This window comes from Luteimonas viscosa (genome assembly GCF_008244685.1).
Classification (GTDB): Bacteria; Pseudomonadota; Gammaproteobacteria; order Xanthomonadales; family Xanthomonadaceae; genus Luteimonas; species Luteimonas viscosa.
Window position 1 is genome coordinate 1,980,204 of the sequence record NZ_VTFT01000001.1, and the last position, 25,601, is coordinate 2,005,804.

At 70.0% G+C, this 25,601-nt stretch carries 22 protein-coding genes; 15 read left to right on the forward strand and 7 right to left on the reverse strand.

Annotated features, from left to right (window positions below; all coding sequences use genetic code 11):
• The first annotated feature begins 30 nt into the window (after nucleotides 1-30).
• From FZO89_RS18995 to FZO89_RS08780, 9 genes are all read left to right on the forward strand, one after another.
• Nucleotides 31-2,232 (forward strand): methyl-accepting chemotaxis protein, encoded by a 2,202-nt coding sequence (locus tag FZO89_RS18995; protein WP_149102888.1) that lies wholly within the window; start codon nucleotides 31-33, stop codon nucleotides 2,230-2,232.
• 150 nt (nucleotides 2,233-2,382) lie between these two features.
• On the forward strand, nucleotides 2,383-4,542 hold the full coding sequence (locus FZO89_RS08745) for a putative bifunctional diguanylate cyclase/phosphodiesterase (RefSeq protein ID WP_187471096.1): 2,160 nt from the start codon (nucleotides 2,383-2,385) through the stop codon (nucleotides 4,540-4,542).
• On the forward strand, nucleotides 4,535-5,410 hold the full coding sequence (locus FZO89_RS08750; protein ID WP_149102890.1) for a CheR family methyltransferase: 876 nt from the start codon (nucleotides 4,535-4,537) through the stop codon (nucleotides 5,408-5,410). Before FZO89_RS08745 ends, FZO89_RS08750 begins: the two co-directional genes overlap by 8 nt.
• Nucleotides 5,407-5,997, forward strand: a complete 591-nt coding sequence (cheD, locus tag FZO89_RS08755) for a chemoreceptor glutamine deamidase CheD (protein WP_149102891.1) — start codon at nucleotides 5,407-5,409, stop codon at nucleotides 5,995-5,997. Before FZO89_RS08750 ends, cheD begins: the two co-directional genes overlap by 4 nt.
• Nucleotide 5,998: 1 nt before the next feature.
• Entirely contained in the window at nucleotides 5,999-7,039 is a 1,041-nt protein-coding gene (locus FZO89_RS08760) for a protein-glutamate methylesterase/protein-glutamine glutaminase (RefSeq protein ID WP_149102892.1), read from the forward strand.
• A gap of 64 nt (nucleotides 7,040-7,103) precedes the next feature.
• Entirely contained in the window at nucleotides 7,104-8,282 is a 1,179-nt protein-coding gene (locus tag FZO89_RS08765; RefSeq protein WP_149102893.1) for a methyl-accepting chemotaxis protein, read from the forward strand.
• Between the two features lie 57 nt (nucleotides 8,283-8,339).
• Nucleotides 8,340-10,154 (forward strand): ATP-binding protein, encoded by a 1,815-nt coding sequence (locus FZO89_RS08770; RefSeq protein WP_149102894.1) that lies wholly within the window; start codon nucleotides 8,340-8,342, stop codon nucleotides 10,152-10,154.
• A gap of 130 nt (nucleotides 10,155-10,284) precedes the next feature.
• Nucleotides 10,285-11,349, forward strand: a complete 1,065-nt coding sequence (locus FZO89_RS08775; RefSeq protein WP_187471097.1) for an HDOD domain-containing protein — start codon at nucleotides 10,285-10,287, stop codon at nucleotides 11,347-11,349.
• Nucleotides 11,350-11,401: 52 nt separating this feature from the next.
• A complete protein-coding gene (locus tag FZO89_RS08780; RefSeq protein WP_149102896.1) occupies nucleotides 11,402-12,163 on the forward strand; it encodes an isocitrate lyase/PEP mutase family protein in 762 nt (253 codons plus the stop codon).
• Between the two features lie 18 nt (nucleotides 12,164-12,181).
• On the opposite strand, the gene FZO89_RS08785 is transcribed toward FZO89_RS08780, so the two are convergent.
• Genes FZO89_RS08785 through FZO89_RS08795 form a run of 3 tightly spaced genes read right to left on the reverse strand, consistent with a single transcriptional unit; the run spans nucleotide 12,182 to nucleotide 14,798 of the window.
• Nucleotides 12,182-12,313 (reverse strand): DUF2474 domain-containing protein, encoded by a 132-nt coding sequence (locus tag FZO89_RS08785; protein ID WP_149102897.1) that lies wholly within the window; start codon nucleotides 12,311-12,313, stop codon nucleotides 12,182-12,184.
• Nucleotides 12,313-13,314 (reverse strand): cytochrome d ubiquinol oxidase subunit II, encoded by a 1,002-nt coding sequence (gene cydB, locus FZO89_RS08790; RefSeq protein WP_149102898.1) that lies wholly within the window; start codon nucleotides 13,312-13,314, stop codon nucleotides 12,313-12,315. Before cydB ends, FZO89_RS08785 begins: the two co-directional genes overlap by 1 nt.
• Nucleotides 13,311-14,798, reverse strand: a complete 1,488-nt coding sequence (locus tag FZO89_RS08795; RefSeq protein ID WP_149102899.1) for a cytochrome ubiquinol oxidase subunit I — start codon at nucleotides 14,796-14,798, stop codon at nucleotides 13,311-13,313. Before FZO89_RS08795 ends, cydB begins: the two co-directional genes overlap by 4 nt.
• Nucleotides 14,799-15,264: 466 nt before the next feature.
• On the opposite strand from FZO89_RS08795, the gene FZO89_RS08800 reads away from it, so the two are divergent.
• The 6 genes from FZO89_RS08800 to FZO89_RS08825 all read left to right on the forward strand — a co-directional run bounded on the left by FZO89_RS08800 (nucleotide 15,265) and on the right by FZO89_RS08825 (nucleotide 21,074).
• The gene (locus tag FZO89_RS08800; protein ID WP_149102900.1) at nucleotides 15,265-15,483 is read left to right on the forward strand and encodes a hypothetical protein; all 219 of its coding nucleotides are present in this window, start codon (nucleotides 15,265-15,267) and stop codon (nucleotides 15,481-15,483) included.
• Nucleotides 15,480-15,983, forward strand: coding sequence for a hypothetical protein (locus FZO89_RS08805; RefSeq protein ID WP_187471098.1), 504 nt, complete (start codon nucleotides 15,480-15,482; stop codon nucleotides 15,981-15,983). The genes FZO89_RS08800 and FZO89_RS08805 overlap by 4 nt, the downstream gene beginning before the upstream one ends.
• A gap of 112 nt (nucleotides 15,984-16,095) precedes the next feature.
• Nucleotides 16,096-18,813 carry a DNA ligase D gene (gene ligD, locus FZO89_RS08810; protein WP_149102901.1) on the forward strand — a complete coding sequence of 906 codons (2,718 nt, stop codon included), beginning with the start codon at nucleotides 16,096-16,098 and terminating at the stop codon, nucleotides 18,811-18,813.
• A gap of 68 nt (nucleotides 18,814-18,881) precedes the next feature.
• Nucleotides 18,882-19,802 carry a non-homologous end joining protein Ku gene (gene ku, locus FZO89_RS08815; RefSeq protein WP_149102902.1) on the forward strand — a complete coding sequence of 307 codons (921 nt, stop codon included), beginning with the start codon at nucleotides 18,882-18,884 and terminating at the stop codon, nucleotides 19,800-19,802.
• A gap of 17 nt (nucleotides 19,803-19,819) precedes the next feature.
• A complete protein-coding gene (locus tag FZO89_RS08820) occupies nucleotides 19,820-20,830 on the forward strand; it encodes an SDR family oxidoreductase (protein ID WP_149102903.1) in 1,011 nt (336 codons plus the stop codon).
• Nucleotides 20,831-20,852: 22 nt separating this feature from the next.
• Nucleotides 20,853-21,074 carry a PspC domain-containing protein gene (locus FZO89_RS08825; protein ID WP_149102904.1) on the forward strand — a complete coding sequence of 74 codons (222 nt, stop codon included), beginning with the start codon at nucleotides 20,853-20,855 and terminating at the stop codon, nucleotides 21,072-21,074.
• Nucleotides 21,075-21,147: 73 nt separating this feature from the next.
• Here FZO89_RS08825 and FZO89_RS08830 read toward each other — a convergent pair whose 3' ends face one another.
• The 4 genes from FZO89_RS08830 to FZO89_RS08845 all read right to left on the reverse strand — a co-directional run bounded on the left by FZO89_RS08830 (nucleotide 21,148) and on the right by FZO89_RS08845 (nucleotide 25,281).
• A complete protein-coding gene (locus FZO89_RS08830; RefSeq protein WP_149102905.1) occupies nucleotides 21,148-21,945 on the reverse strand; it encodes an N-acetylmuramoyl-L-alanine amidase in 798 nt (265 codons plus the stop codon).
• A gap of 845 nt (nucleotides 21,946-22,790) precedes the next feature.
• On the reverse strand, nucleotides 22,791-24,179 hold the full coding sequence (locus tag FZO89_RS08835) for an ammonium transporter (RefSeq protein ID WP_149102906.1): 1,389 nt from the start codon (nucleotides 24,177-24,179) through the stop codon (nucleotides 22,791-22,793).
• 22 nt (nucleotides 24,180-24,201) lie between these two features.
• Nucleotides 24,202-24,540, reverse strand: coding sequence for a P-II family nitrogen regulator (locus FZO89_RS08840; protein WP_149102907.1), 339 nt, complete (start codon nucleotides 24,538-24,540; stop codon nucleotides 24,202-24,204).
• A 36-nt stretch (nucleotides 24,541-24,576) separates the two neighbouring features.
• Nucleotides 24,577-25,281: a TorF family putative porin gene (locus FZO89_RS08845; protein ID WP_149102908.1), complete on the reverse strand. Its 705-nt coding sequence runs from the start codon at nucleotides 25,279-25,281 to the stop codon at nucleotides 24,577-24,579.
• Between the last annotated feature and the right edge of the window lie 320 nt (nucleotides 25,282-25,601).

A 25,601-nucleotide genomic window follows, 5' to 3' on the forward strand; every position in this document is an offset into this window, starting at 1 on the left:
TCGTTAGTTGACCCAGCCCGGTAGAAACCAATGAAATCCAAGAATCTGACTATTTCCAACCAGCTCGCCATCGGCTTTGGCGCTGTGGTGCTGATCATGCTCGTCATCGGCGGCATCAGCCTGCACAGCCAGTCGGAGATGAATACCGCAAGGGAGATCAGCGAGCACACGTTCAAGGTGCTGGCGACCGGCGAAACGATGCAGGCAAATGCGCTGAATATCGAAACGGGTACGCGCGGTTACCTGCTGTCGGGCGACAAGGCGCACCTGAAGCCGTTCATCGAAGGTCAGACGGGATTCGAAAGGAGCTATGCCGACGCCAAGCAACTGACCGCGGACAACGCCAAGCAACAGGCACGCCTGGTAGACCTCGACAAGGCTTATCGACAGCTGCTGGCGGCTGAACAGGAAGCCATCGCGGGACGCGAAGCCGCCACCAGCACGCAGGACGTCGTGCCCTTGTTCCAGCAGGGCCGCGACCGCGCCGCCATGGGCGAAATCCGCTCGCTGCTCGGTGACTTCGCCAACGAAGAAACGGCGCTGCTGGCCACGCGCAGCGCCGCGCTGAACGCGGCACGCGCCCGCGGCAAATGGTCGGTGCTGATCGGCAGCCTGATCGCGGTGCTGGTTGCGGTGGGCATGGGCCTGATGATCCGCCGTCAGTTGGTCAAGCGGATGGGCCTGGCGATACATGTTGCCGATGCCATCGCCTCGGGCAAGTTGGACAACACTATCGACACACAGTCGCGCGACGAAACCGGGCGCTTGCTGATCAGCATGAACAAGATGCAGGAGCAACTGCAACGCTTTGCCTCTGCGCAGCAAACGATGCAGGCCGAGCATGATGCCGGCGATATCGAGCATCGCATCGACGCGGCGGCCTTCCCCGGTGCCTACGGCCAGATGGCCGAACAGACCAACAACCTGGCCGCATCCCACATCGCGATGAACGCCCGCGTGATCGAGATCGTCGGGGCCTATGCCAGCGGCGACCTGTCAAGCGACATGGACCGCCTCCCGGGCAAGAAGGCCGAGATCACCGCTGCGGTGGACGCAGTCAAGATCGGTACGCTGGCCGTCAACGCCGAGATCAAGCGCCTGGTGGATGCGGCGGTAGCCGGCGACTTCAGTCAGCGTGGCGACGCCCAGCGCTACCAGTTCGTCTACCGCGACATGCTCGAGGGCCTCAACACCCTGATGACCAGTGCCGACCACGGCCTGGATGAGATCGGCTCGCTGCTCGCCGCGGTCGCCGACGGCGATCTGGGTCAGCGCATTACCGTTTCGCTCCCTGGCCAGTTCAGCCGGGTCGCCGACGACGCCAACCGCACCGTCGACCGCCTGGCCGACATCGTCGGCCAGATCCGCAGCGGCAGCGACGCCATCAACTCGGCCGCGTCCGAGATCGCCGCCGGCAACGACGACCTCTCGCGCCGCACCGAACAGCAGGCCGCCTCGCTGGAAGAGACCGCCTCGTCGATGGAGGAACTCACCTCCACCGTCCGCCAGAACGCCGACAACGCCCGCCAGGCCAACCAGCTCGCCATCGGTGCGGTCGACGTGGCCTCGCAGGGCGGCGAGGTGGTGGGCAAGGTCGTGCAGACCATGTCCGCGATCTCCGACTCCTCCAGCCGCATCGCCGACATCATCGGCGTGATCGACGGCATCGCCTTCCAGACCAACATCCTGGCGCTCAACGCCGCGGTCGAAGCTGCGCGCGCCGGCGAGCAGGGCCGCGGCTTCGCGGTCGTGGCCGCCGAGGTGCGCTCGCTGGCCCAGCGCTCGGCCGGCGCGGCCAAGGAGATCAAGCAGCTGATCACCGACTCCACCGACAAGGTCCGCCACGGCAACGAGCTGGTCGACCAGGCCGGCCGCACCATGGGCGAGATCGTGACCAGCGTGAAGCGGGTGACCGACATCATCGCCGACATCTCGGCCGCCTCGCAGGAGCAGAGCGCGGGCATCGAGCAGGTCAACCAGGCGATCACCCAGATGGACGAGAGCACCCAGCAGAACGCGGCCCTGGTGGAAGAAGCCACGGCCGCGGCGCGCAGCATGGAGCAGCAGGCCGGGCAGCTGGTGCAGACGATCGCCGTGTTCTCGGCGCAGGGCGCATCGCGGATCGCGCCGACGAAGGGCCGTGGCATCTCGCCTGCGGCCGCGGGCCAGGCACGCGTCGCGCGGCACGCTGTCGCCGAGGCACCGTCCGCAAAGGCCGAAGCCTTGGCCTGACCGTCGACGACCTTCCCTTCACGCTCCTCTCCCGCATCGCGTCCGGACCACAACCTCATGCTCTCCCCCATCACCAACCGCACTGCCGCAGGCCCGTGGGCGCCTGCCGCCTCAGTGGAACCCGGCGTTCCGGCAGCCGATGATTCGTCGGTGCAGCCGCCCGATCCGGAGCGCGACGAGGGGTTCGCGGCCGTCCTGGCCGTGGCCGCCGACCTGCTCGGCTGCCCCTGCGCGATGCTGTGGGTGGCGGACGGTGCGCAGCTGCGTCTGGCCGCCACCCGGGGCCTGCCCCTGACACCGGTCACCGCCGGGACCCGGCTGGGTTCGGTGGTGGACGCCGCGACGCCATTCGCGGTGGTCGCAGACGCCCGCAGCGACCCGCGCCTGCACGACGACGTCCTCGTCGCCGGCCCCGCCGCCCTGCGCTTCCTGGTGGCGACCGCGTTGCTCGGCCCCACCGGCGAGTTGCTCGGGGTACTGGCCGCCGGCGACCGGCGTCGGCACGACGAAGCAGCCGAGGCGAGCATGGTTCGGCTCCGGTCGCTGGCGACACTGGCCGCGCGCCTGTTCGGCGGCAGCATCCTGGCGCGTTGCCGCCAGGTGGCCGAAGCCGGCTTCAGCGCGATCGTGGTCGCCGACGAACGGGGCACGACGCTCTTCGCCAACGCGGCCGCGCGCGACCTGCTCGGTCCCGGTGCCGCCAGCGGGCAGCCGCTCGACCTGCTGGTTCCCGCATCGCTGCAGATCGAGCCCGACGCGGTCGCGCACTGGCTGTACGGCGCGACCGGGACTCCCGAGGGCAAGGTGCCCAGTGCGCGCGAACTGAGGATCCGCGATGCCTTCGGCGAACTGCGTACGGTCGAAGCGGTCCGCTGCGACTGGCACGACGCCAACGCCCGCGGCATCGCCCTGGTGCTGCGCGACATCACCGACAGCGGCGCCGCGTGGCGCGAGCCGCGTTCGGGACGACGCGATGCCCTGACCGGCCTGCCCAACCGCGAAGCCCTGTTCGCGATCATCGATTCGTTGCGCGGCCATGGTGCCAGGCTCGGCGTGGCGCTGCTCGGGCTGGACAATTTCCGCGCCGTCAACGAGACCCTCGGCCACGTCGTCGGCGACACCGTGCTGCAGGTGGTGGCATGCCGGCTGATGGCCTGGCTGCCCGCCGACGCCCACCTGGCCCGCTTCGGCAGCGACGAGTTCGCGATCGTGTTTCCGGCGCAGGCCGACGGCGCGGATTTCGAGCCGCGCCTGCAGGCGCTGCTGCGCGAGGTGGCGCGGCCGTGCGAGATCGAACACCAGGGCGTGCATGTCGAAGCCTGCATCGGCCTGGCCTTCGACGAGACCGAGGATCCGGCCGCGGCCGCCTACGACGAATGCGACAGCAGCGGCCTGCTCGCGCTCGCCGCGCTCGCCCTGCGCCATGCCAAGCGCGGCGGCACCATGCAGCTGTGCCGGTTCTCGCCGTCGATGCGCGAGGAAGCGGTCGACCGCAGGCACCTGGACCTGGAACTCCGCCGCGCGTTCCGCGACAGCGAGTTCGAGCTGCACTACCAGCCGCAGATCGACCTCGCCAGCGGTCTGCCCTCGGGTGCGGAAGCGCTGTTGCGCTGGCGGCACCCCGAGCGCGGCCTGCTGATGCCGGTGGCCTTCATCGAAGCCCTGGCGCGCAGCGCGATCGCACCGGCGGTGGGAACCTGGATCCTGCAGCAGGCCTGTCGCGACGCCGCCGGCTGGCCGGTGCTGCACGGCCGCCGGCTGAAGGTCGGCGTCAACCTGTTCCCCGCGCAGTTCAACGACCTGGCCCTGGTCGACAAGATCGACGCCGCGCTCGCGGCCAGCGGCCTGCCGGCCGCCCAGCTCGAGATCGAGCTGACCGAGACGATCGCGCTGCGCGACGACGGCGTCGCCGAGAAGACCCTGCTGCAGCTGCGCAAGCGCGGCATCCGCGTGTCCTACGACGACTTCGGCACCGGCCATGCCTCGCTGTCGATGCTGCACCGGCTGCCGGTGGACCGGGTCAAGATCGACCGTTCCTTCGTCCGCGACCTGGTCGGCAGCCGTGGCGACAAGGCCATCGTCCGCTCGATCACGCTGATCGCGAAGAACTTCGACATGCAGGTGATCGCGGAGGGCGTGGAGTCCGCCGACCAGGTCGAGCTGCTGCGCGAGTTCGGCTGCCACGAAGTGCAGGGCTTCCTCTACTCCAGGGCGCTGGCGCCACAGGTGTTCGAACACTGGCTGGCCGCACAGGACGGGCCGCCGGGCGACGCGCCGGCCCTGCCCGCACCGGAGCACGACCATGGCTGAGCTCCTTCGCGACACCCGCGCGCGAACCGTCGAGGACCGCACGTTCGCCTTCGACGACCGCGACTTCCGCCGCGTCTGCCGCATGATCCACGACCGCGCCGGCATCAACCTGGGCGACCACAAGCGCGACATGGTCTACAGCCGGCTGGTGCGGCGGCTGCGCGCACGCGGCATCGACCGCTTCAGCGACTACCTCGACGCGGTCGACCGCGACGGCGGCGAGGAAGCCCAGCATTTCGTCAATGCGCTGACCACCAACCTCACCTCGTTCTTCCGCGAGGCGCACCACTTCCCGCTGCTGGCGACGCAGCTGCGCGCGGCGCACCGCGGCGGAGCGCCGCTGCAGGTCTGGTGCTGCGCCGCGTCCACCGGCGAGGAACCCTATTCGCTGGCGATCACCGCGTGCGAGGCGTTCGACACCCTGACCCCGCCGGTCCGGATCCTGGCCACCGACATCGATACCGCGGTGCTGCAGTCGGCGGCGCGCGGCGTCTATCCGCTCGAGCGCATCGAGGCGCTCGAGGCGGCGCGCAAGCGCCGCTTCTTCCAGCGTGGCAGCGGCGCCAACGCCGGCCTGTGCCGGGTGCGGCCGGAACTGCGGGCACTGGTCGAGTTCCGCCCGCTGAACCTGCTCGACGCCGACTACGGCCTCAAGCGCGGCGCCTGGACCGCGGTGTTCTGCCGCAACGTGATGATCTATTTCGACAAGCCGACCCAGTACGGCGTGCTCCAGCGCATGGCGCCGCTGCTGGCGGACGATGGCCGGTTGTACGCCGGCCATTCGGAGAGCTTCAACCACGCCGCCGACCTGGTCTCTCCCTGCGGACGCACCGTTTACCGGGCGGCGCCCAGGGCCGGTGGCGGATGAGCGCCGTCACGGCCGCCGCGCCCACCGGCGGATACTTCGACGCGGCGCTGCAGTCGCAGGCGATCCGGCTGCTGCCGGCCGACTACCTGGTGACCGACCAGCCGGTGGCGCTGGTGACGCTGCTCGGTTCGTGCGTCGCCGCCTGCCTCTACGACCCCGCGCTGGGACTGGGCGGCATGAACCACTTCATGCTCCCGGGCGGGCAGACCAACGACGCCTCCTGCGCGCGCTACGGCGCCAACGCCATGGAGCTGCTGATCAACGACCTGCTCAAGCGCGGCGCGAAGCGGCAGCGCCTGCAGGCCAAGGTGTTCGGCGGCGGCAACGTGCTCAGCGGCTTCCACAGCGACCCGATCGGCACCCGCAACGCAAGCTTCGTGATCGACTACCTCGCCGCGGAGAAGATCCCGGTGCTGGCGAAGGACCTGGGCGACAACCAGGCGCGCAAGGTCGGCTTCTTCGTGCAGACCGGGCGCAGCTTCGTCAAGCGCCTGCCGGCCACCCGCGACGAGGTGGTCGACGCCGAGCGCGCGCTTTACGGCCGACTCGCCCGCGCGCCGGCAGCCGGCACCGTGGAGCTGTTCTGACATGGGCGCCCGGCCGGTCCGCGTGCTCATCGTCGACGATTCGGCGCTGGTGCGCGCGTTGATGTCGGAACTGCTCGGCGTCGATCCGGGCATCGAGGTGGTCGGCACGGCGGCCGACCCCTTCATCGCCCGCGACAAGATCAAGCAGCTCTCGCCCGACGTGCTGACCCTGGACGTGGAAATGCCGCGCATGGACGGGCTCACGTTCCTGCGCAACCTGATGCGGCTGCGGCCGATGCCGGTGCTGATGGTCTCGTCGCTGACCGAGGCCGGCGCCCAGGTGACGCTCGACGCGCTGGCGCTGGGCGCGGTGGACTTCATCGCCAAGCCCAAGATCGACGTCGCCCGCGGCCTGGCCGAGTACGGCTCGGTGCTCGTGGAAAAGGTGAAACAGGCGGCGAAGGCGCGCGTGGCGCGGATCGCGCCGCCCGCCACCCCCGGCTACGACGGGCCCATCGCCTACCGCACCACCGACCGCCTGCTGGCGATCGGCGCGTCCACCGGCGGCACCGAGGCGATCCGCGAGGTGCTGGCGCAGATGCCGGCCGACGCGCCGGCCACGGTGATCGTGCAGCACATCCCGGCCGCCTTCAGCGGGCCGTTCGCCGAACGGCTCGACCGCCACAGCCGGATGACCGTCGCCGAGGCCGTCGACCAGCAGCCGCTGCTGACCGGGCACGCCTACGTCGCGCCCGGTGGACGCCACCTGCGCGTGGTCCGCAGCGGCGCGCGCTGGATCTGCCGCCTCGGCGACGACGATCCGGTCCGGCGCCACCGTCCCAGCGTCGACGTGCTGTTCCAGTCGGTGGCCGCGCATGCGGGACGCAACGCCAGCGCGGCGCTGCTCACCGGCATGGGCGACGACGGGGCCGCCGGGCTGCTGGCGCTGCGCCGCGCCGGCGCCCGCACCATCGCCCAGGACGAGGCCACCAGCGTGGTCTGGGGCATGCCCGGCGCCGCGGTCGGGATCGGCGCCACCGACGAGGTGGTGCCGCTGGAGCAGGTGGCGCACCGGCTGCTCGCGGTGCCGGGCGACCGCTAAAGCCAGCCCCCGCGCGGCCGTTACCTAGGCCGACCGCATCAACGCTACTTATTACGGGACCGACATGGATTCGCGCGTACTGATTCGCTTGGCAGCGCCGCTGGCGCTCACCCTTGTCCTGGTCCTGGCCCAGGCGCTGGAACTCGCTCCGGCAGTGCGCTGGGGCGCGCTGGCGGCCATGACCCTGGCCTGGCTGGGCTTCGCGTGGACGGTGATGCGTCCTTCCGCCGGCGATGCCGCGCTGCTGGGCGAACAGGGCCGGCTGCTGGAGGAACTGCGCAGCTTCATCGGCGCCGAGGTCCAGGGCTCGCGCGACGAGATCGAGCGCACCCGCGAACTGATCCGCGAATCGGTCGCCAAGCTCGGCGGCAGCTTCGAGGCGGTCAACCGCAAGTCGCGCCAGCAGAGCGAGGTCGCCTCGCGCATCATCGACCGCCGCGCCGACGGCGACGGCAGCGGCTCGGACGTGCATCGCTTCGCGCTGCAGGCCAGCCAGCAGATGGAGCAGCTGGTCGAGGCGCTGGAAGCGGTCAGCGGCCAGAGCGGAGCCACCGTGACCCACATCGACGCGATGGCCGAGCACCTGGACGGCATCTTCTCGCTGCTCGAGGACGTCAAGTCGATCGCCGACCAGACCAACCTGCTCGCGCTCAACGCCGCGATCGAGGCCGCGCGTGCCGGCGAAGCCGGTCGCGGCTTCGCGGTGGTCGCCGACGAGGTGCGCAACCTGTCCGAGCGCTCGACCGCGTTCAACGAACAGATCCGCAAGCTGGCGCACAGTTCCAAGGATTCGATCGCGCGGGTCCGCGACACGGTCAGCACGATGGCCTCGCGCGACCTCGACCGCAGCCGCGTGGCCCGGATCGAGGCCGCCGCGATGCTCGAACGCGTCGACGGCATCAACCGCAACCTCGGCACCGGCATGCGCGAGATCGCCGAATGCAGCAAGTCGATCGACGGCTCGGTCGCCGAGGCGGTGCGTTCGCTGCAGTTCGAGGACATCGCCACCCAGGCGCTGGGCGCGGCCAACGTGCACCTCGACCGCCTCGGCGCGATCAACCGCGAGGCCACGGTGCTGCAGGACCTGCTGCACCGCAGCGGCGGGCAGGCCAGCGTCGAACTGCGCCGGGCGCTGTCGCAGATCAGCCAGCGGATCGCGCAGATGCGCGGCGAATGGGAGCGTCCGCCGCACAAGCCGGTGACCCAGCAGTCGATGGATGCCGGCAGCGTCGAGCTGTTCTGATCCGCGCGGTCGCACCAGGGTTGCGGTCGCCCTGCCCGGGCCGTTAGCGTGGCCGGCATGCCCGATACGGCACCCGCATACTCGACCCGACCAGGCTGGGCCCTGCTCGGCGAATTCACCCGCCTGCTGCTGCTGGCGGTCGTGCTCCCGGTCCTGGTGCTGGCCGGGGTGCTGCTGTGGCAGGCATCGGTGTCGGTGCGCGAACAGAGCGCGACCCGGCTCTCGGCTGCCGCGAGCTCGGGCGCGCAGGAGCTGGAGGGTTTCCTGCAGGTGCACCTCGCGGCGATGCAGGTGCTCGCGGACCGTCGCAACAGCGAGGGCGACGTCGCCGACGTCGCACGCTGGAACGTGGACCTGGGCCGGATCAAGCGCCATTACCCGGCCTTCTCCACCCTGCTGGTCACCGACGCGGACGGCGTCGTGGCGACCAGCGAGCCGGCGCTTCCGGACGCTGTCCGGCCCATGTCGGTCGCCGACCGCGAGTACTTCCTGGCGCCGCGTCGCAGCGGACGGGGTCATGTCTCCGATGCGTTCCGCGGCCGCGGCCTCGGCAACGACGCGCTGATCGCGGTCTCGGTGCCGTTGCTGTCGGAAGGGCGTTTCGCCGGCGTGCTCGAGGGTTCGATCCTGGTCGACTCCCTGGTCCTGCGCCGCGGCGGCCTGGACGAACACGGGTTCGAGCTGCTGCTGCTCGACCGCGCGCTGACCGTGGTGCAGGCGAGCGACGGCATGCCGCACCTTCCCCTCGACGCCCTCGGCGCCTCGGCGCTGGATCGCGATCTCGCCCGCCTCGCGCGCACCGGCGGCGGCATGCAGCAACTTCGCGGGGTCCTGCGCAACGGCGGCGACGCGTTCGCGCTCGCCGCGCCGCTGGACAACGGCTGGCGGCTGGTCCTGCTGCAGCCGCGCGACGTGCTGGAAGCCGAACTGCGGGGCGCCGGGCTTGCGGTGGTCGCCCTGCTCGCCCTGGTATTCGCCGGCGTGCTCGTGCTGGTGGGGTCGAAGCTGCGCCGCCTCGGCGGCAGCGTCCGCGGCATGCTCGAACGCATGCAGCAGTTCGCGCTCGACGGCGGCTCGACCCAGATCGTGCCCGCCAACATGCCGCAGGAACTGCTGCCGGTCGCCGATGCGATGAACGCGCTGGCCGAACGCGCGCGCGCCTCCTATGCCGAGGTCAACCTCAGCCTGCAGGAGCAGCGCCGCCTGCGCGAGGAACTGCAGGCGATGGCGCAGCGGCTGCTCACGGTGCAGGAGGACGAGCGCCGCACGCTGTCGCGTGAACTGCACGACGACATCGGCCAGTCGATCACCGCGATCAAGCTCGCCGCGACCTCGTTGACCGACGAATCGCTCGGCGGCGACCCGCAGGTGCGGCGCGAGATCCTCGACGAGGTCATCGCGATCGCCGACCAGACCGTGCTCAAGCTGCGCAACCTGTCGCTGCTGCTGCGTCCGCCGCAACTCGACTCGCTCGGGCTGGAGGCGGCGCTGCGCGGCCAGGTCGCGCTGCTGTCGCGCAACAGCCGGCTGTCGATCGGACTCGAGGTCGCGGCCATCGACGGGCGCCTCCCGGCCACGGTCGAGCTCGCGTGCTTCCGCATCGCGCAGGAAGCACTGACCAACGTCGCGCGCCACGCCGGCGCCAGCCATGTCGAGGTCGCCGTGGAGGTCGAGGACGACGGCCAGCAACGCGCACTGGTGCTGCGGGTGTCCGACGACGGCCGCGGCATCGATCCCGCGCGCCCGGGTGGGCTCGGGCTGCTGACGATGCGCGAGCGCGCGGCGCAGCTCGGCGGCAGCGTGACGATCGCGCCGCGTCCCGGCGGCGGGACCGTGGTCCGCGCGACGCTGCCGATCGCCGGGAACGGGTGACCGCGGGGCCGCGAGAGGCGGTTTTCGCACCGGAAATGTGCGCGTGGTGCAAGAACGCGCAGTGCGCGCTACGGCCGGCGGCGGGCGCACGGTATCTTTGCCGGTCCAGGGGACCTTGAAGGTGAATGCAGTGCAGATCGTAGTCGTCGGAGGCGACGCCGGCCATGTCGCGGGCGTCGCGCAGGAGCTGTCGGAACACGACCTGGAATGGCACCTGGCACACGCCGCCAGCGCGGCCGACGTGCCTTCCGCCGATGGCACCGGCGCCCCGGACGTGCTGGTCTGCGCATCGCGCGTGGGCAGCAGCGACGGGCTGGCGGTACTCGCCGACCTCGGTCGCCGACACCCCGGCGCGGTGCGCATCCTGCTGGTGGAACCGGGCGACGACCGCGACCTGCTCCAGGCCTTCACCACCAGCCACCGGATCCTGGTCGAGCCGCTCGATTCGCTGGCGCTGATCGAGGCGGTGGAAAGCGTGGCCGAGCTGCGCACCCTGCTCGACGATCCTGCGCTGAAGCAGGCGATCGAACGGGTCGGCACCCTGCCCGCGGCGCCACGCCAGTACCTGGCGCTGACCGCGCTGCTGCGCGATCCCGACAGCACCGCCGGGAAGATCGCCGAAGTCGTCGCGCAGGATCCGACCGTCGCCGCGCGGGTGCTGCGGCTCTCGAACTCGGCCTACTACTCCGGCGGCCGCGAGATCACCGACCTGCGCTCGGCGGTCACCCGCCTGGGACACAACACGCTGCGACAGCTTGTCCTCGCCAGCGAAGTGTTCTCCGCCGGGCCCGAAGCCGACGAACTGCGCGATCGCGCGCTGCGCATCTCGCAACTGGCCGGCAAGCTGCTGGCCGGGCCGAGCGCCGACCTCGCGTCCACCGCGGGCCTGCTGGCCGAGGTCGGGCTGCTGCTGCCGCGCACGGCGGGCATCGACACCGCCACCACTCCCTACAGCACCACCGGCGCCTACCTGCTGGGGCTCTGGGGGCTGCCGGGTCCGATCGTCGAGGCGGTGGCGTTCCACGACCGCCCCTCGCGCGTACGCGGCAGCTTCTGGGTGACCGGCGCGGTGCACGTGGCGGCGGCGCTGGTCAACGGGCGCGAACCCGACGAGGCCTACCTGCGTTCGGTCGGGCAGTTCGACCGCCTGCCGCGCTGGCGGGCGATGGTGGAGGCGCCGGCCGAAGCGGACTGAGCCGGCGCGCCGGACCGCCTCGTTCCGCCCGGACGAGCTGACGGAGCTTGCGATGAACAGCCCCACCGACAAGCGCGATGCGTTCCGCAGGATGCACGAGACGGGCTTCTTCCTCCTGCCCAACGCATGGGACCGCGGCAGCGCCGTGCGACTCGCGGCGGCCGGGTTCCGCGCCATCGCATCGACCAGTGCCGGCGCCGCGTGGGCGGCGGGCCGGCAGGACGGTGAACTCGGGCTGGAAGACGTCCTCGATCACCTGCGTCTGCTCGTAGACGCGGTGCCGCTGCCGGTCAACGCCGACTTCGAGAACGGATTCGCCGATGCCGCGGACGACGTTGCGCGCAACGTCGCGCGCGCGGTCGACACCGGCATCGCCGCGCTCTCGATCGAGGACTGGTCGGGCAGCGCGATGTACGACACCGCGCAGGCGGTGGAGCGGCTGCAGGCCGCGCGCGCCGCGATCGATGCGATCGACCCGCGGGTGATGCTGGTGGGCCGCAACGAGAACTTCCGGGTGCCCGACATGTCCGCGTCGGCCAGCATCGCGCGCGCGGCCGCGTATGCCGACGCCGGCGCCGACTGCCTGTTCGTGCCGTTCCTGCGCGACCCGGGCGCGGTGGTCGAACTCGTGGCCGCGGTCGCACCGAAGCCGGTGAATGTCGTCGTCCACGACTACGACCCGGGCATCCTCGAACTGGCCGCGCTCGGGGTGCGGCGTTGCAGCGTCGGCGGCAGCCTGGCCAGACGCGCATGGACCGCGGTCGACGATGCCGCGCAGATCCTGCGCCACTACGAAACGCGCGCGACCGCCTGAACCCTGCGTCGCCCAGCGCTAGCCGAGCAGCCACAGCCGCAGCAGCCACGCCACCAGGCCGACGCTCGCCAGGCCGCCCAGCCACAGCGCGACGAACCACGCCAGCCGCTTCCACAGCGGTCCGGGTTGCGTCTGCGTGGGCCCGCGCATCAGTGGTAGCCCTCGTGCCCGACCTTGCCGCGGAACACCCAGTAGGCCCAGCCGGTGTAGGCCAGGATCACCGGGATCAGCACCACCGCGCCGACCAGCATGAAGCCCAGGCTGGCGTCCGGCGCGGCCGCGTCCCAGATCGTCAGCGCGCGCGGCACCACGAACGGGAACATGCTGATGCACAGGCCGATGAAGGTGAGCCCGAACAGGCCCAGCGTCAGCAGGAACGGAGCCAGCTCGCGCCGCCGTCGCAGCGCGCGCCAGAACGCGTAGCCCAGGATCGCGGTCAGCAGCGGCACCTGCGCGGTCAGCAGCACCACCGGGTACTGGGTCCAGCGATGGTGGTAGTCGAACTCCAGCCCGAGCGTGGCCAGGCTGACCGCGACGATGCCGGCCAGCAGTCCGACCGCCAGACGCGGCGCGAGGCGCCAGGCGTGCGCCTGGGTGGCCCCTTCGGTCTTCCACACCAGCCACGTCGCCCCGAGCAGGGCATAGCCCACCACCACGCTGGCACCGGTGAGCAGCGAGAACGGGGTCAGCCAGTCGAGCCAGCCGCCGCCATAGGCACGGTCCTCCACCGCGATCCCCTGCAGCAGCGCGCCCAAGGTCACGCCCTGCGCGAACGCGGCCGTCGCCGAGCCCACGGTGAACGCCACGTCCCACCAAGGCCGGTGCGCCGGGTCGCGCCAGCGCGCCTCGAACGCCACGCCGCGGAACACCAGCCCCAGCAGCATGGCGATGATCGGCGGATACAGCGCGGTCAGGATCACGCCATAGGCCAGCGGGAACGCCGCCATCAGCCCGCCGCCGCCGAGCACCAGCCAGGTCTCGTTGCCGTCCCACACCGGCGCGATCGAATTGATCGCCTGGTCGCGTTCGCGCCCCGCCGGGAACACGGGAAACAGGATGCCGATGCCCAGGTCGAAGCCGTCCATCACCACGTAGGCGAAGACCGCGAACAGGATCAGAAGCGCCCAGGCGGTGGCAAGGTCGAAGCTCATCGCCGCTCTCCGTCGGCGATGCGTTCGGCCGGGCCCGGGGTGATGCCGGCGGTGCGGATCGGCCCTTCGTCGCCGTCGGGCGCGGGCTCCTGCGCCTGCACGCCCTTGGCCATCAGCTTGAGGATGTACCAGGCGCCGAAGCCGAACACGATGAAGTACACCACCACGAACGCCAGCAGCGAGGCGCCCACCGCCGGCGCGTCCAGCGGCGAGGCGCTCTCGACCGTGGTCATCAGGTTGTAGACGGTGAACGGCTGGCGCCCGACCTCGGTGGTGACCCAGCCGGCGAGCACGGCGACGAATCCGGAAGGCGCCATCAGCAAGGCCGCGCGGTGCAGCGCGGGCCAGTCGTAGAGTTTCCTGCGCATGCGCGCCAGCAGGCTCCACGCCCCCAGCGCCAGCATCGCCATGCCGAGTGCGACCATGATCCGGAACGACCAGAACACGATCGGCACCGGCGGCTGCAGCGACGGGTCGATGGTGTCGAGTCCGTCGAGCGGCGCGTCCAGGTCGTGCTTGAGGATCAGCGACGACAGCTTCGGGATCTCGACGGCATAGTCGACACGACGCTCGGCCTGGTTCGGCAGCCCGAACAGGATCAGCGGCGCGCCTTCGGGATGGCTGTCGTAATGGCCTTCCATCGCCATCACCTTCGCCGGCTGGTGTTCGAGCGTGTTGAGTCCGTGCAGGTCGCCGACCACGATCTGCACGGGCGCCACCAGCGCGGCCATCCACATCGCCATCGAGAACATGGTGCGCGCGCCGACGATCGAGGGTGGCAGCGCGGGATCCTCGCCGGGCACGTCGGCGGCAGCATCGCTGGACCGCTCGCGCGCCTGCGCGCGCCGGTGCTGCAGGAGGTGCCATGCGCCGACGCCGCCGACCGCCAACGCGGTGGTCAGGTAGGCGCCGGTCACCGTGTGCACCAGGCGGTAGGGAAAGCTGGGGTTGAAGATGATCGCCCACCAGTCTTCTGGCACGAACTGGCCGGCGGCATTGGTTGCGAAGCCCGCCGGCGTGTGCATCCAGCTGTTCGCGCTGAGGATCCAGAAGGCGGAGATGAAGGTGCCGATCGCGACCATCAGCGTAGCCAGGAAGTGCAGCCGCGGCCCGACCCGGTTCATGCCGAACAGCATCACCCCGAGGAAACCGGCCTCGAGGAAGAACGCGGTCATCACCTCGTAGGCCATCAGCGGGCCGATCACCGGCCCGGCGCGGTCGGAGAACACCGCCCAGTTGGTGCCGAACTGGTAGGACATCACGATGCCCGACACCACGCCCATCGCGAACGCGACGGCGAAGATCTTCACCCAGAACCGGAACAGGTCGAGGTAGACCTGCCGGCCGGTCCTGAGCCACAACGCCTCGAGCACGGCGAGATAGCTCGCCAGCCCGATCGAGAACGCCGGGAAGATGAAGTGGAAGCTGACCGTGAACGCGAACTGGATCCGCGCCAGCAGCACGGCGTCAACGTCGGCGAACATGGCGCCCCCGGTTGCGGGAAGAGCAGTGCACGGATCGCGCTGCGCCCGCCTCGTCCCGGCCGCGACGCGCGCCGATCGCCGCGGCGGTGGGGAAGTCGGCTGGCGATGGTCGGTGGCGCGTGGCCGACATGTCCCTCGCTCGGTGCGGGTCGACGCATGCGCGACTGCGCAGCGTTGCGGTGAAAGGCGGACGGCACGCCGCATGAAGCATGGGACAGGCGCGTCGTCGAAGGTCGATGACGATGATACGCCCGGGCGGCTGTCGCGCCTTGCGTCACTTTGACCCAGGTGAAGACGACACGCCGTGAAAGACGCGTGTGCTGCACCGGCGGCGCAGCCGGTGGGCCAATGCGCGATGCATGCGCCGAAGAGCCTGCGAGCCGCCGCGGCCGGCCGGTGCTTCACGCAACCGTGCCGCCACGCGGCGCAGACTGGCGCCGTTCCTCGCGAACCGATGGAGGCTCCGATGGCCAGGTGCGATGTCTGCGGCAACGACTACGAACACACCTTCACCGTGCAGTCCGCGCAGGGCGATGGCGTGTTCGATTCCTTCGAATGCGCGATCCATGCGCTCGCGCCGCGCTGCGCCCACTGCAGTTGCGCGGTGATCGGCCACGGCGTGGGCCGGGGCGGCAAGGTCTACTGCTGCGAACACTGCGCAGGCCATGCAGGGGGACACGCATGAGCACGCGCCGGATCTACAGCGCGCCGGATCTGGCGCGCGCGGAAGAGGCGGTCGCCACCGCGCGCCAGGCCGGCCTCGACGACGAGGCGCTTTCGCTGGTGGCCCGCTCGGACATCGAGGTCGGCGCCATGCCCGACGACATGAAGCAGGCCGACACCGACATGCTGCCGGCCGCCGCGCGCGGCGCCGGCCTTGGCGCGGCGGCCGGCATGGTCGCGGGATTGGCGGCGCTGACGTTCCCGCCACTCGGCCTGACCCTCGCGGGCGCCCTGCTGGGCGGCGGCGCGGCCGGCGCGCTGGTCGGCACCTGGGCCTCGGCCCTGGTCGGTTCGTCGGTCCCGGAGACCGAGCGCCGCCGCTACGAGGAGGAAATCGAGGCCGGCCGCGTGCTCGTGGTGGTGGATGCCGAAGATCCGCAGCACGCCATGCTGGGATCGCAGTTCGACGCGCTCGGACTCGTGCACCTCGAGGTCGACGGCAGGGAAACGCCGCAGGCCTGAGGCCCGGGTGCGTCGGTGATCCGCCGCCGCTTCTGGCGTTGTTGCGGGCGGCGTGCGGATCGCAGCGTGCGGCTGCACAAGCCGCACACGCCGCGCCTGCGACGCTCGCGCCATGGCGCTCGAGGACTACCGCCGCAAGCGACGCTTCGGGCAGACCCCCGAACCCGACGACCGTGCGCCACGCAAGGCGCGCGGAAGGCCGATCTTCGTGGTCCAGCTGCACCACGCCAGCCGTCGCCACTACGATTTCCGGCTGCAGGTCGGCGACGTGCTGCGCAGCTGGGCGGTGCCGAAGGGGCCGAGCTTCGATCCGGCGATCAAGCGCATGGCGGTGGAAGTCGAGGACCATCCGCTGGATTACGCCTCGTTCGAGGGCGAAATTCCCAAGGGCCACTACGGCGGCGGCCACGTCGCCCTGTTCGACCGGGGCACCTGGACCACCGATGGCGATGTCGCCGCGCAACTGGCCAAGGGCCACTTGCGCTTCGAACTGCACGGCGAGCGGCTCAAGGGCGGCTGGCACCTGGTGCGATCGGGCAAGCCGGCGCGGCAGCCACAGTGGCTGCTGTTCAAGCAGCGCGATGCCTGGGCCGGGCCCACCGAAGCCGACGACCTGCTCGACGGCGTGACACCGCCGCCGGAAGCGGATGCGAAGCGGGCCGGCAAGGCCGTGAAGACGTCATCGGTGAAAGCGTCACCCGCGAAGGTGTCGCCGGCGAAGCCGAAGAAGCAGGCGAAGAAGGAGCCCGCTGCCAAGCCGACGGCACGCAAGCCTGGCACCGGTGCAACGCGAGCGCGTGATCTCCAGGCGCAAGCACTGGCGCTGCCGAAGGCCCGACGCAGGAAGCTGCCGGCGTCGGCGCCGGTGGCCCAGCTGGCGCGCCTGGGGGAGCACCCGCCCGAGGGCGAAGGCTGGTTGCACGAATTGAAATGGGACGGCTACCGGCTGCTGGCCACGATCCACTACGGCGTGGTGCGGCTGTGGTCGCGCAATGGCCTGGACTGGAGCACGCGGGTACCCGAGGTCAGCGATGCGCTGGCCACGCTCGGCCTGCGCGAGGCCCTGCTCGACGGCGAGCTGATCGCTGCGCAGGGCCGGCGCGAGGATTTCAACCGGCTGCAGCAGGTGCTGTCCGGCGAGCGCCAGGGACGCCTGCGGCTGGCGCTGTTCGATCTCGTGCACGTGGAGGGCGTCGACCTGTCGGCATCGCCGCTGCTGGAACGCAAGCAGTTGCTCGAACGCCTGCTGCAGCGCGCGCCGGAAGCGCTGTCCTACAGTTCGCACGGCATCGGCGATGGCCGCGCCGCGTTCGATGCCGCGCTGGCGGCGGGCTTCGAGGGCATCATCTCCAAGCGTGTCGACGCCAGCTACCACCCCGGCCGCGGCGACGACTGGCGCAAGAGCAAGGCGCTGGCCAGCGCCGAGTACGCGGTGGTCGGCTACACCCCGCCCAAGGGTAGCCGCCGCGGCATCGGTTCGCTGCTGCTGGCCACGCCCGATGCCGAACACGGCTGGCGCTACGTCGGGCGCGTCGGCAGCGGCTTCAGCGATGCCCAGCTCCAGGCGCTGGGCGAGCGTCTGGTGGGCAAGGGGCGCGACGCGGAGACGGTGTACGTGCCCGGGCACGACACCGACCTGCGCCAGGCGAAATGGCTGCCCAGGCCGGCGTTCGTGGTGGAAGTGTTCAACCGCGGCACGGGTGGCCGCGGCCTGCTGCGCCAGGCGAGCTTCAAGGCCCTGCGTCCCGACAAGCCGGCCTCGGCGCTGACGGATGCCGGTGGCGACCGCATCGAAGATCCCTCAACGGAGGATCCACCGGTGGCGACGAGAACGAAGAAGGCGGCGAAGGCAGCGAAGGCAGGCAAGGGCAGCAAGCCCGGCAAGGCGAAGCGCACGCCGGCAGCCGGGACGAAAGCCGGGCCCCCGCCGAAGAAGAGCACTGCGCGCGGGCGGTCCCGGACCTCGCCATCGCGCACCCCACCCGACCTCTCCAGCCCGGACAAGGTGCTGTTCCCGGACGACGGCATCACCAAGCAGCAGCTCGCCGACTACTACGCCGCGGCGATGGACTGGCTGCTGCCGGAGATCGAGGGCCGGCCGCTGTCGCTGGTGCGCTGCCCGGGCGGGCTGCGTGCGCAGTGCTTCTTCCAGAAGCACGCCACGCCTGGCATGGACCTGGTGTCGAAGATCCCGCTGAAGGAATCCGATGGCGGGCGCGAGGACTACCTCTACGTCACCGATGCGGCCAGCGTGATGGAACTGGTGCAGTTCAACACCATCGAGTTCCATCCCTGGGGCGCGCACGTGGACGACGTGGAGCATTGCGACCGGCTGGTGTTCGACCTCGACCCGGACGAGGCCATCGGCTGGCGCGAGGTGGTCGCCGCCGCGCGCCAGCTGCGCGGCTTCCTGGAGCAGGCGGGGCTGGAAGCGTTCCTGCGCACCAGCGGCGGCAAGGGCCTGCATCTGGTCGTGCCGCTGTCGCCACCCGCGCCATGGCCCAAGGCGCGCGCGTTCGCGCAGGCGGTGGCCGAAGCGGCGCGCGAGGCAGACCCGCTGCGCTATGTCGCCACCGCCAGCAAGCAGCGGCGCAAGGGCCGGATCTTCATCGACTGGCTGCGCAACGGCCGTGGCGCCACCAGCGTCGCCAGTTTCTCGGTTCGTGCCCGCGCCGGGGCGCCGGTGTCGATGCCGCTGCGTTGGGAGGAACTGGGCAGGGTGCAGGCCGGCAACGCCTGGGACATCGGCAATGCGATCGCCCGGCTCAGGCGCCTGCGTCGCCATCCCTGGGACGGCATCGACGCGGTCCGCCAGTCGCTGCCGGACTGAGCGCCTGCACAGGGCGACGACACCCGGCGGGGCAGGCTGTCGGCCCGCCTTCCCGCGCGAGCAATGCCATGGCACGTCCCATCTGGACCGGCAACCTCAGCTTCGGCCTGCTCAACGTGCCGGTATCGCTGATGTCCGGCACCCGCAGCCAGGATCTCTCCTTCCGCATGCTCGATTCGCGCGATCGCAAGCCGATTCGTTTCGAGCGCGTCAATGCCGATACCGGCGAGGAAGTGCCGTGGAAGGAGATCGTCAAGGCCTTCGAGTACGACAAGGGCAGCTACGTGGTGATCGAGAAATCGGACATCGCCTCGGCCGCGCCCGAATCTCACGAATCGGTGGAGATCGAGGCCTTCGTCGACGAGGACGCGATCGACGTACGTTTCTTCGAGAAGCCCTACGTGCTGGTGCCGGGCAAGAAGGCCGAGAAAGGCTACGTGTTGCTGCGCGAGACGCTGCGCAAGTCGAAGAAGATCGGCGTGGCGCGGGTGGTGATCCGCACCCGCGAGTACCTCTCGGCGGTGATGCCGCAGGGCGACGCGCTGATCCTGATGCTGATGCGCTACCCGCAGGAACTGGTCGACCCGGCCGAGTACAAGATCCCCGAGGGCAAGGCCGGCGACTACCGTGTGAGCGCGAAGGAGCTGGAGATGGCCACGCAGCTGGTCGACTCGATGGCCGCGAAGTGGAATCCCGAGGATTACCACGACGAGTTCCGCGAACGCCTGGCGGACATCATCCGCCGCCGGATCAAGGACAAGGGCGCGACCACCGAGGTGCTGGAGGAAGCCGAACCCGACGAGGGCGCGGCGACCAACGTGGTCGACTTCGTCTCGCTGCTGCAGAAGAGCCTGTCGGACAACAAGCGCACCCCGGCGAAGAAGACGGCGCCGAAGAAGGCTGCTGCCAAGGGGCCGGCCAAGGCGAAGAAGAAGGCACCGGCGAAGAAGGCGGCCAAGGCGGCGCCACGCGCGCGCAAGCGCGCCTGACAGGGAGACGCAAGCAGATGGCAAGCAGCAAGAAGCCCGCCGGTCAGGCGAAGAAGGATGCGAAGGCCGCGGGACGCACCGCGGCGGGGCAGCGCAGGCTGCAGGCGAAGATCGACCGCAAGGACGCGCGCAAACCCGACGCGCCCGAGCGCAAGGCCGCGATGCAGGCCGGCGCGCGCCGCCAGCCGGTGCGCATGCCGGCGCAGCACATCGACAAGCCCGGCCACGAGAGCGAGCTCGACCTGGCCCCGAAGTTCGAAGCCCCCGGCTACGCCGGCAGCGGCAAGCTCGAAGGCATGAAGGCGATCGTGACCGGCGCCGATTCCGGCATCGGCCGCGCGGTGGCGGTGCTGTTCGCGCGCGAGGGTGCGGACGTGGCGATCTTCTACCTCGACGAGCACGACGATGCGAAGGAAACCGCGCGCTGGGTGGAAAAGGAAGGCCGGCAGGCCATCCTCGTGCCTGGCGACGTGCGCGATCCCGCGTTCTGCAACCGCGCGGTCAAGCGCGTCGCCAAACGTTTCGGGCGCATCGACGTACTGGTCAACAACGCCGGCTTCCAGCTGCATGCGGAGCGGCTGGAGGACATCAGCGACGCGCACCTGCAGGAAACCCTGCAGACCAACGTCGCCGGCTACCTGCAGATGGCGCGCGCGGCGCTGCCGCACATGGAACAGGGCGCGTCGATCATCAACTGCGGCTCGGTCACCGGCCTGTTCGGCAGCCCGAAGCTGATCGACTACTCCACCACCAAGGGCGCCGTGCACGCCTTCACCAAGGCGCTGGCGGCCAACCTGATCCCGCGCGGCATCCGCGTCAACGCGGTCGCGCCCGGGCCGGTGTGGACGCCTTTCAATCCGGCCGACAAGCCGGCCGACGAAGTGGGCGAATTCGGCAAGGACAGCGCCATGGGGCGTGCCGCGCAGCCGGAGGAACTCTCACCCGCGTTCGTGTTCCTGGCCTCGCCGTTGATGTCGAGCTACGTCAATGGCATCGTGTTGCCGGTGATGGGCGGCCCGAAAGGCTGACGAGGATTCCAGGGAGGGGGGCATGGACAGGAAGCTGACGCGATCGGAGCACCGGTTGATCGGCGGTGTCTGCGGCGGGATCGCCGAATATTTCGGCTGGTCGCCGCCGGCAACCCGGGTGCTGTACGTGCTGGTTTCCGTCCTTTCCGCGGCGTTTCCAGGCATCCTGGTCTACATCCTGTTGTGGATCTTCCTGCCGCCCCCGCCTCCCGGTTTCCGCCTCGAGGATTACCGCGTCCAGTAGGCGAACAGCTTCCGGCCTGCATTCCGGGTCATGCCCCTGCTGCAGGGTTCGTGGTCCACGCGAGTTGGGATGGTCACCGGCGCGGAGGCTCCAGGTCCTGTCTGCTCGCGGCCGCCTCCGCCGGTGGCGAGACCGGCGAGCGCCGCCAGGTCAGCGCATGCAGGATGCGCAGGTCTTCCTCGTCGAGCTGCTTGCCGTTGTCGCCGCGGAAGCGCATGCGGTAGGCGTGGATCGTCGCCTCGGGCCTGTCGGTGGAGTAGCCGATCAGGCGCAGGGCATCGATCGGATCGAATCCGGGCGGCGGTGGCGGCGCGTCGGGGTCGGGCCAGATGCCGAAACCGGCATCGAACAGCCGCTTCCACGGGAACAGCGGGCCGGGGTCGATCTTGCGTCCCGGCGCGAGGTCGGAATGGCCGATCACCGCGCTCTTGGGGATGCGATGGCGGGTGGTGAGGTCGTCGAGCAGGCGCAGCAGCGCGGCCACCTGCGGTTCGCTGAATGGCTCGGTGCCATCGTTGTCGATCTCGATGCCGATCGAGGCCGAGTTCAGTTCGTGGATCGTGCCCCAGCTGCCGGCACCGGCGTGCCAGGCGCGGTGGTCGTCGGCGACCAGCTGGTAGATGCGTCCGTCGTCGCCCACCAGGTAGTGCGAACTCACCCGCCCGCCGCTGTTGCGGGTGCGCAGCGTGCGCAGGCTCTGTTGCACCGAATCCTGCTCGGTGTAATGCAGCACGATCACCTGCGCGCGACGTGAATCGAAGTTGTCCGAAGGCACCCAGGTGGCCATCGGGTTGCGTGGCGCACCATGCTGGCAGGCGGCGAGTGCGAGCGTGCAGGCGCACAGGATCGCGAGGCGGATTCGTTTCGACATGCCCGCATTGCATCGCCTGCGCGCCGCGATTGCAAGCTTGGTGGGGCGGCTTGCCACCGTTCGGCGCCCGTGCTCTGCGTGCGCGTCCGCTCATTGCGCGTGGTTGCAAGGGCGATTGCCTGTCGACGGCCCGCCTGCGTGATCCGCGTCGTGGCGACCTGACGGACCCCGCCGCGGCCAGCGGGCCTCTGCGGCGAATGTCCCCGGCATCCGCCTGCGGATGCGGCGCGGGGACTCAGGGTGAGCCGCGCCGCGGCGACGGTCGCGTGCCATTCCCGCCTGGCCGCCAGTCTTTCGACCGGACCCTTGTCAACTCGACCGACCCCGTTGACATCTCGACCGACCACCCGTTGACATCTCGACCGACCACCCGTTGACATCTCGACCGACCACCCGTTGACATCTCGACCGACCACCCGTTGTCATTTCGACCGCCACCATTGTCATTTCGACCGAAGGGAGAAATCCCGGGACGTGGACCAGATCTCTCCCTGCGGTCGAGATGACAGGGCGCCCGCCGTTCGAATCCATCCTCCCTGATTTCGCCGCAGAGCCTGCCATGCCCGCGGGCGCGGAGTGCTTTGGATTCGCCCTGGCGGCCGCGACCCAATCCGGAACGCCGGGTGCGGGTGTCCTTGGGTGCGAAATCAAGGAGGAGCAACGGCCGCAGGCCGTTGCCGGGGGACATTCTTACGCAAGGGCACCCGTGCCCGGCGCCGCGATCGACGGCCGAACTCCTCGGCAGCTTTTCCCGATTTCGCCTTCCCTTCGTGTGGCGAAAAAAAGGCGGGCAGCTTGCGCTGCCCGCCTGCACCTCGTGGGGGAGGTGTGGATGACGCCTGCGATCAGCTCTCGTACGCCGATTCGCCGTGGGTGGTGATGTCCAGGCCTTCGCGTTCGGCTTCCTCGCTCACGCGCAGGCCGAACACCAGCTTCGCCACGAGGAAACCCACCGCCGAGACGATGGCGATCCAGACGATCGTCATGACCACGCCCAGCGTCTGGGTGGCGACCTGCGCGCCCATGTCGAAGTCGTCGCCGCCCAGGCCGCCCAGGCTCGGGGCGTAGAACACGCCGGTGAGGATCGCGCCGATGATGCCGCCGATCGCATGCACGCCGAACACGTCGGCAGTGTCGTCGACCTTGAGCAGCTTCTTCAGCCCCGTCACGCCCCAGACGCAGACCACGCCGGCGATGAAGCCGATCGCGATCGCACCGAGCGGGCCGACCAGGCCGGCCGCGGGGGTGATGGCGACCAGGCCGGAGACCGCGCCCGAGGCCACGCCCAGCGCCGAGGCCTTGCCCTTGGTCACCTTCTCGGTCAGCGCCCACGCCAGTACGGCTGCGGCGGTGGCCACCAGGGTGTTGATGAAGGCGAGCGCCGCACCCGCGGTGGCTTCGAGGTTGGAGCCGGCGTTGAAGCCGAACCAGCCCACCCACAGCAGCGACGCACCGACGAAGGTCAGGGTGACGTTGTGCGGCTTGAGCGCCTCGCGGCCGTAGCCCACGCGCTTGCCGACGAAGTACGCGCCGACCAGGCCGGCGATGCCCGCGTTGATGTGCACCACGGTGCCGCCGGCGAAGTCCAGCGCGCCCCGCTCGAACAGGAAGCCGCCGGTGGCCCACACCATGTGCGCGACCGGCAGGTAGCCGAGCGTGAACCAGATCACCGAGAACAGCAGCACCGCCGCGAACTTCACCCGCTCCGCGAACGCGCCGACGATCAGCGCGCCGGTGATGCCGGCGAAGGTCGACTGGAACGCGACGAACACGTACTCGGGCAGGCTCACCCCATCGGTGAATGTGGCCGCAAGCGTGTCGATGGTGACGCCCTTGAGGAACAGCTTGTCGAGATTGCCGATCCAGGGTCCCTCGCCGGAGAACGCCAGCGAGTAGCCGTAGATGATCCACAGCACCACCAGCAGCGAGAACACCGAGATCACGTGGATCAGCACCGACAGCACGTTCTTCGAACGCACCATGCCGCCGTAGAACAGCGCCAGGCCCGGCACCACCATCAGCAGCACCAGCAGGGTCGAGGTCAGCATCCAGGCGACGTCGCCCTTGTCGACCACCGGTTCGGCGGCGGCTTCGGCGACGGCCTCGGCCACCGGCGCGGTCGCGTCCTGCGCGAGTACATCGAACGTGCCGGTCAGTCCGGCCACGCCCACCAGCAGGGCCAGTCCCAGCACCTGCACACGGGTCTTCCACCCGGAGAACGAAAGGAATTTCATGGAATGAGCCTCCACAGGTGGGTTAGAGCGCGTCCGCGCCGATTTCGCCGGTGCGGATGCGGATGACCTGGTCGAGCGCGACGACGAACACCTTGCCGTCGCCGACCTTGCCGGTGCCCGCGGACTTGGTGATGGCCTCGAGCGCGGCATCGAACACCTCGTCGGAGACCGCCGCCTCGATCTTGAGCTTGGGCAGGAAGTCGACGACGTACTCGGCGCCGCGGTACAGCTCGGTGTGGCCCTTCTGCCGGCCGAAGCCCTTGACCTCGGTGACCGTCAGTCCCGAGACGCCGGCTTCGCCGAGGGCTTCGCGTACCTCGTCGAGCTTGAACGGCCGGATGATGGCGATGATCAGTTTCATGGAACGCCTCCTCTTGGAATCTGGGGGTCGCGTCGCTCAGAACGACTTCGACAGGGACAGCACGAAGGTCTCGTCGGGACCGATCAGGTCGTTGTCGTTGTAGGACACGCCCACGCCGAAGCCGCTGTCGAAGGACTTGTCGACGCCGACCTTCCAGAACGCATAGTTCGCCGTGCCACCCACGCCCTTGATCCACTGCTTGCCGACCGCGGCGGTGGTGCTCCAGCCCTCTCCGAACTCGAACTTGCCCGACACGTCGAGGTTGGTGCTGCCATCCGAGTCGGGGATGCCGAACAGGTCGGTGACCGAGTACCAGTACTTGGCGCTGAGGAACTTGTAGCTCACGCCGAAGTAGAGCTCGAGCGTGTCGGCGTCGGTGAAGCCGGCCGGATAGTCGCCCGGGTACCAGTAGTAGTTGGCGCCGACGTCGTAGCCGAAGTCGCTCTCGCCGAACGAACCGGCGTAGCCGAAGAAGCCGTCGAGTTCGACCTGGCTGGAAACGTCCGGATCGGCATCCGACAGCCAGCTGATGCTGCTGCCCCAGCCGCCGACGTAGAAGCCGCTCTCGTGCGACCAGGTGACGCCGGCCTGCAGGGCCGGTTCCTCGTTGGTCTGGGTGATGCCGCGGAACAGGTAATCGCTGACGACCGTCACCGATCCGGACACCTCGGCCGCGGCGTTGCCGGACACCAGCAGCGCGGCGGACAACAGGGTTGCAACTGCGATCTTGCGTGACGACATGACAGGCTCCTCATTCTGGAAAAAATGGAAAAGCCCTCCCCGGTCTTGCGTGTTGTCTGCTCACCCGGATCGGCATCCCCATGCCTGGCCGGGCCCCGGCGGACGCTCTGTGGCGCCCTGTCCGGTCGTATTGCTCCCGTCTCCCTCTTCGACGTATCGATGATTCCCTGCGGTTGAACAGTCGCGGTCCGCGTGGGGGAGGACCGCACGTCCGGCGATCACGCCGGACGCGGAAAAGCGGTGGGGCGACCGGAGCGTTCCGATCGCCCCGCTTCGATCAGGCGCCGTCGTACAGCTGGTACTCCGGCGGGCGAGGACGG

Bases quoted from the DNA above. Each gene is read 5' to 3' on its own strand.
- FZO89_RS18995 (WP_149102888.1), top strand. From the start codon at position 31: ATGAAATCCAAGAATCTGACTATTTCCAACCAGCTCGCCATCGGCTTT.
- FZO89_RS08750 (WP_149102890.1), top strand. From the start codon at position 4,535: ATGGCTGAGCTCCTTCGCGACACCCGCGCGCGAACCGTCGAGGACCGC.
- cheD (WP_149102891.1), top strand. From the start codon at position 5,407: ATGAGCGCCGTCACGGCCGCCGCGCCCACCGGCGGATACTTCGACGCG.
- FZO89_RS08760 (WP_149102892.1), top strand. From the start codon at position 5,999: ATGGGCGCCCGGCCGGTCCGCGTGCTCATCGTCGACGATTCGGCGCTG.
- FZO89_RS08765 (WP_149102893.1), top strand. From the start codon at position 7,104: ATGGATTCGCGCGTACTGATTCGCTTGGCAGCGCCGCTGGCGCTCACC.
- FZO89_RS08770 (WP_149102894.1), top strand. From the start codon at position 8,340: ATGCCCGATACGGCACCCGCATACTCGACCCGACCAGGCTGGGCCCTG.
- FZO89_RS08780 (WP_149102896.1), top strand. From the start codon at position 11,402: ATGAACAGCCCCACCGACAAGCGCGATGCGTTCCGCAGGATGCACGAG.
- FZO89_RS08785 (WP_149102897.1), bottom strand. From the start codon at position 12,313: ATGCGCGGGCCCACGCAGACGCAACCCGGACCGCTGTGGAAGCGGCTG.
- cydB (WP_149102898.1), bottom strand. From the start codon at position 13,314: ATGAGCTTCGACCTTGCCACCGCCTGGGCGCTTCTGATCCTGTTCGCG.
- FZO89_RS08795 (WP_149102899.1), bottom strand. From the start codon at position 14,798: ATGTTCGCCGACGTTGACGCCGTGCTGCTGGCGCGGATCCAGTTCGCG.
- FZO89_RS08800 (WP_149102900.1), top strand. From the start codon at position 15,265: ATGGCCAGGTGCGATGTCTGCGGCAACGACTACGAACACACCTTCACC.
- FZO89_RS08805 (WP_187471098.1), top strand. From the start codon at position 15,480: ATGAGCACGCGCCGGATCTACAGCGCGCCGGATCTGGCGCGCGCGGAA.
- ligD (WP_149102901.1), top strand. From the start codon at position 16,096: ATGGCGCTCGAGGACTACCGCCGCAAGCGACGCTTCGGGCAGACCCCC.
- ku (WP_149102902.1), top strand. From the start codon at position 18,882: ATGGCACGTCCCATCTGGACCGGCAACCTCAGCTTCGGCCTGCTCAAC.
- FZO89_RS08820 (WP_149102903.1), top strand. From the start codon at position 19,820: ATGGCAAGCAGCAAGAAGCCCGCCGGTCAGGCGAAGAAGGATGCGAAG.
- FZO89_RS08825 (WP_149102904.1), top strand. From the start codon at position 20,853: ATGGACAGGAAGCTGACGCGATCGGAGCACCGGTTGATCGGCGGTGTC.
- FZO89_RS08830 (WP_149102905.1), bottom strand. From the start codon at position 21,945: ATGTCGAAACGAATCCGCCTCGCGATCCTGTGCGCCTGCACGCTCGCA.
- FZO89_RS08835 (WP_149102906.1), bottom strand. From the start codon at position 24,179: ATGAAATTCCTTTCGTTCTCCGGGTGGAAGACCCGTGTGCAGGTGCTG.
- FZO89_RS08840 (WP_149102907.1), bottom strand. From the start codon at position 24,540: ATGAAACTGATCATCGCCATCATCCGGCCGTTCAAGCTCGACGAGGTA.
- FZO89_RS08845 (WP_149102908.1), bottom strand. From the start codon at position 25,281: ATGTCGTCACGCAAGATCGCAGTTGCAACCCTGTTGTCCGCCGCGCTG.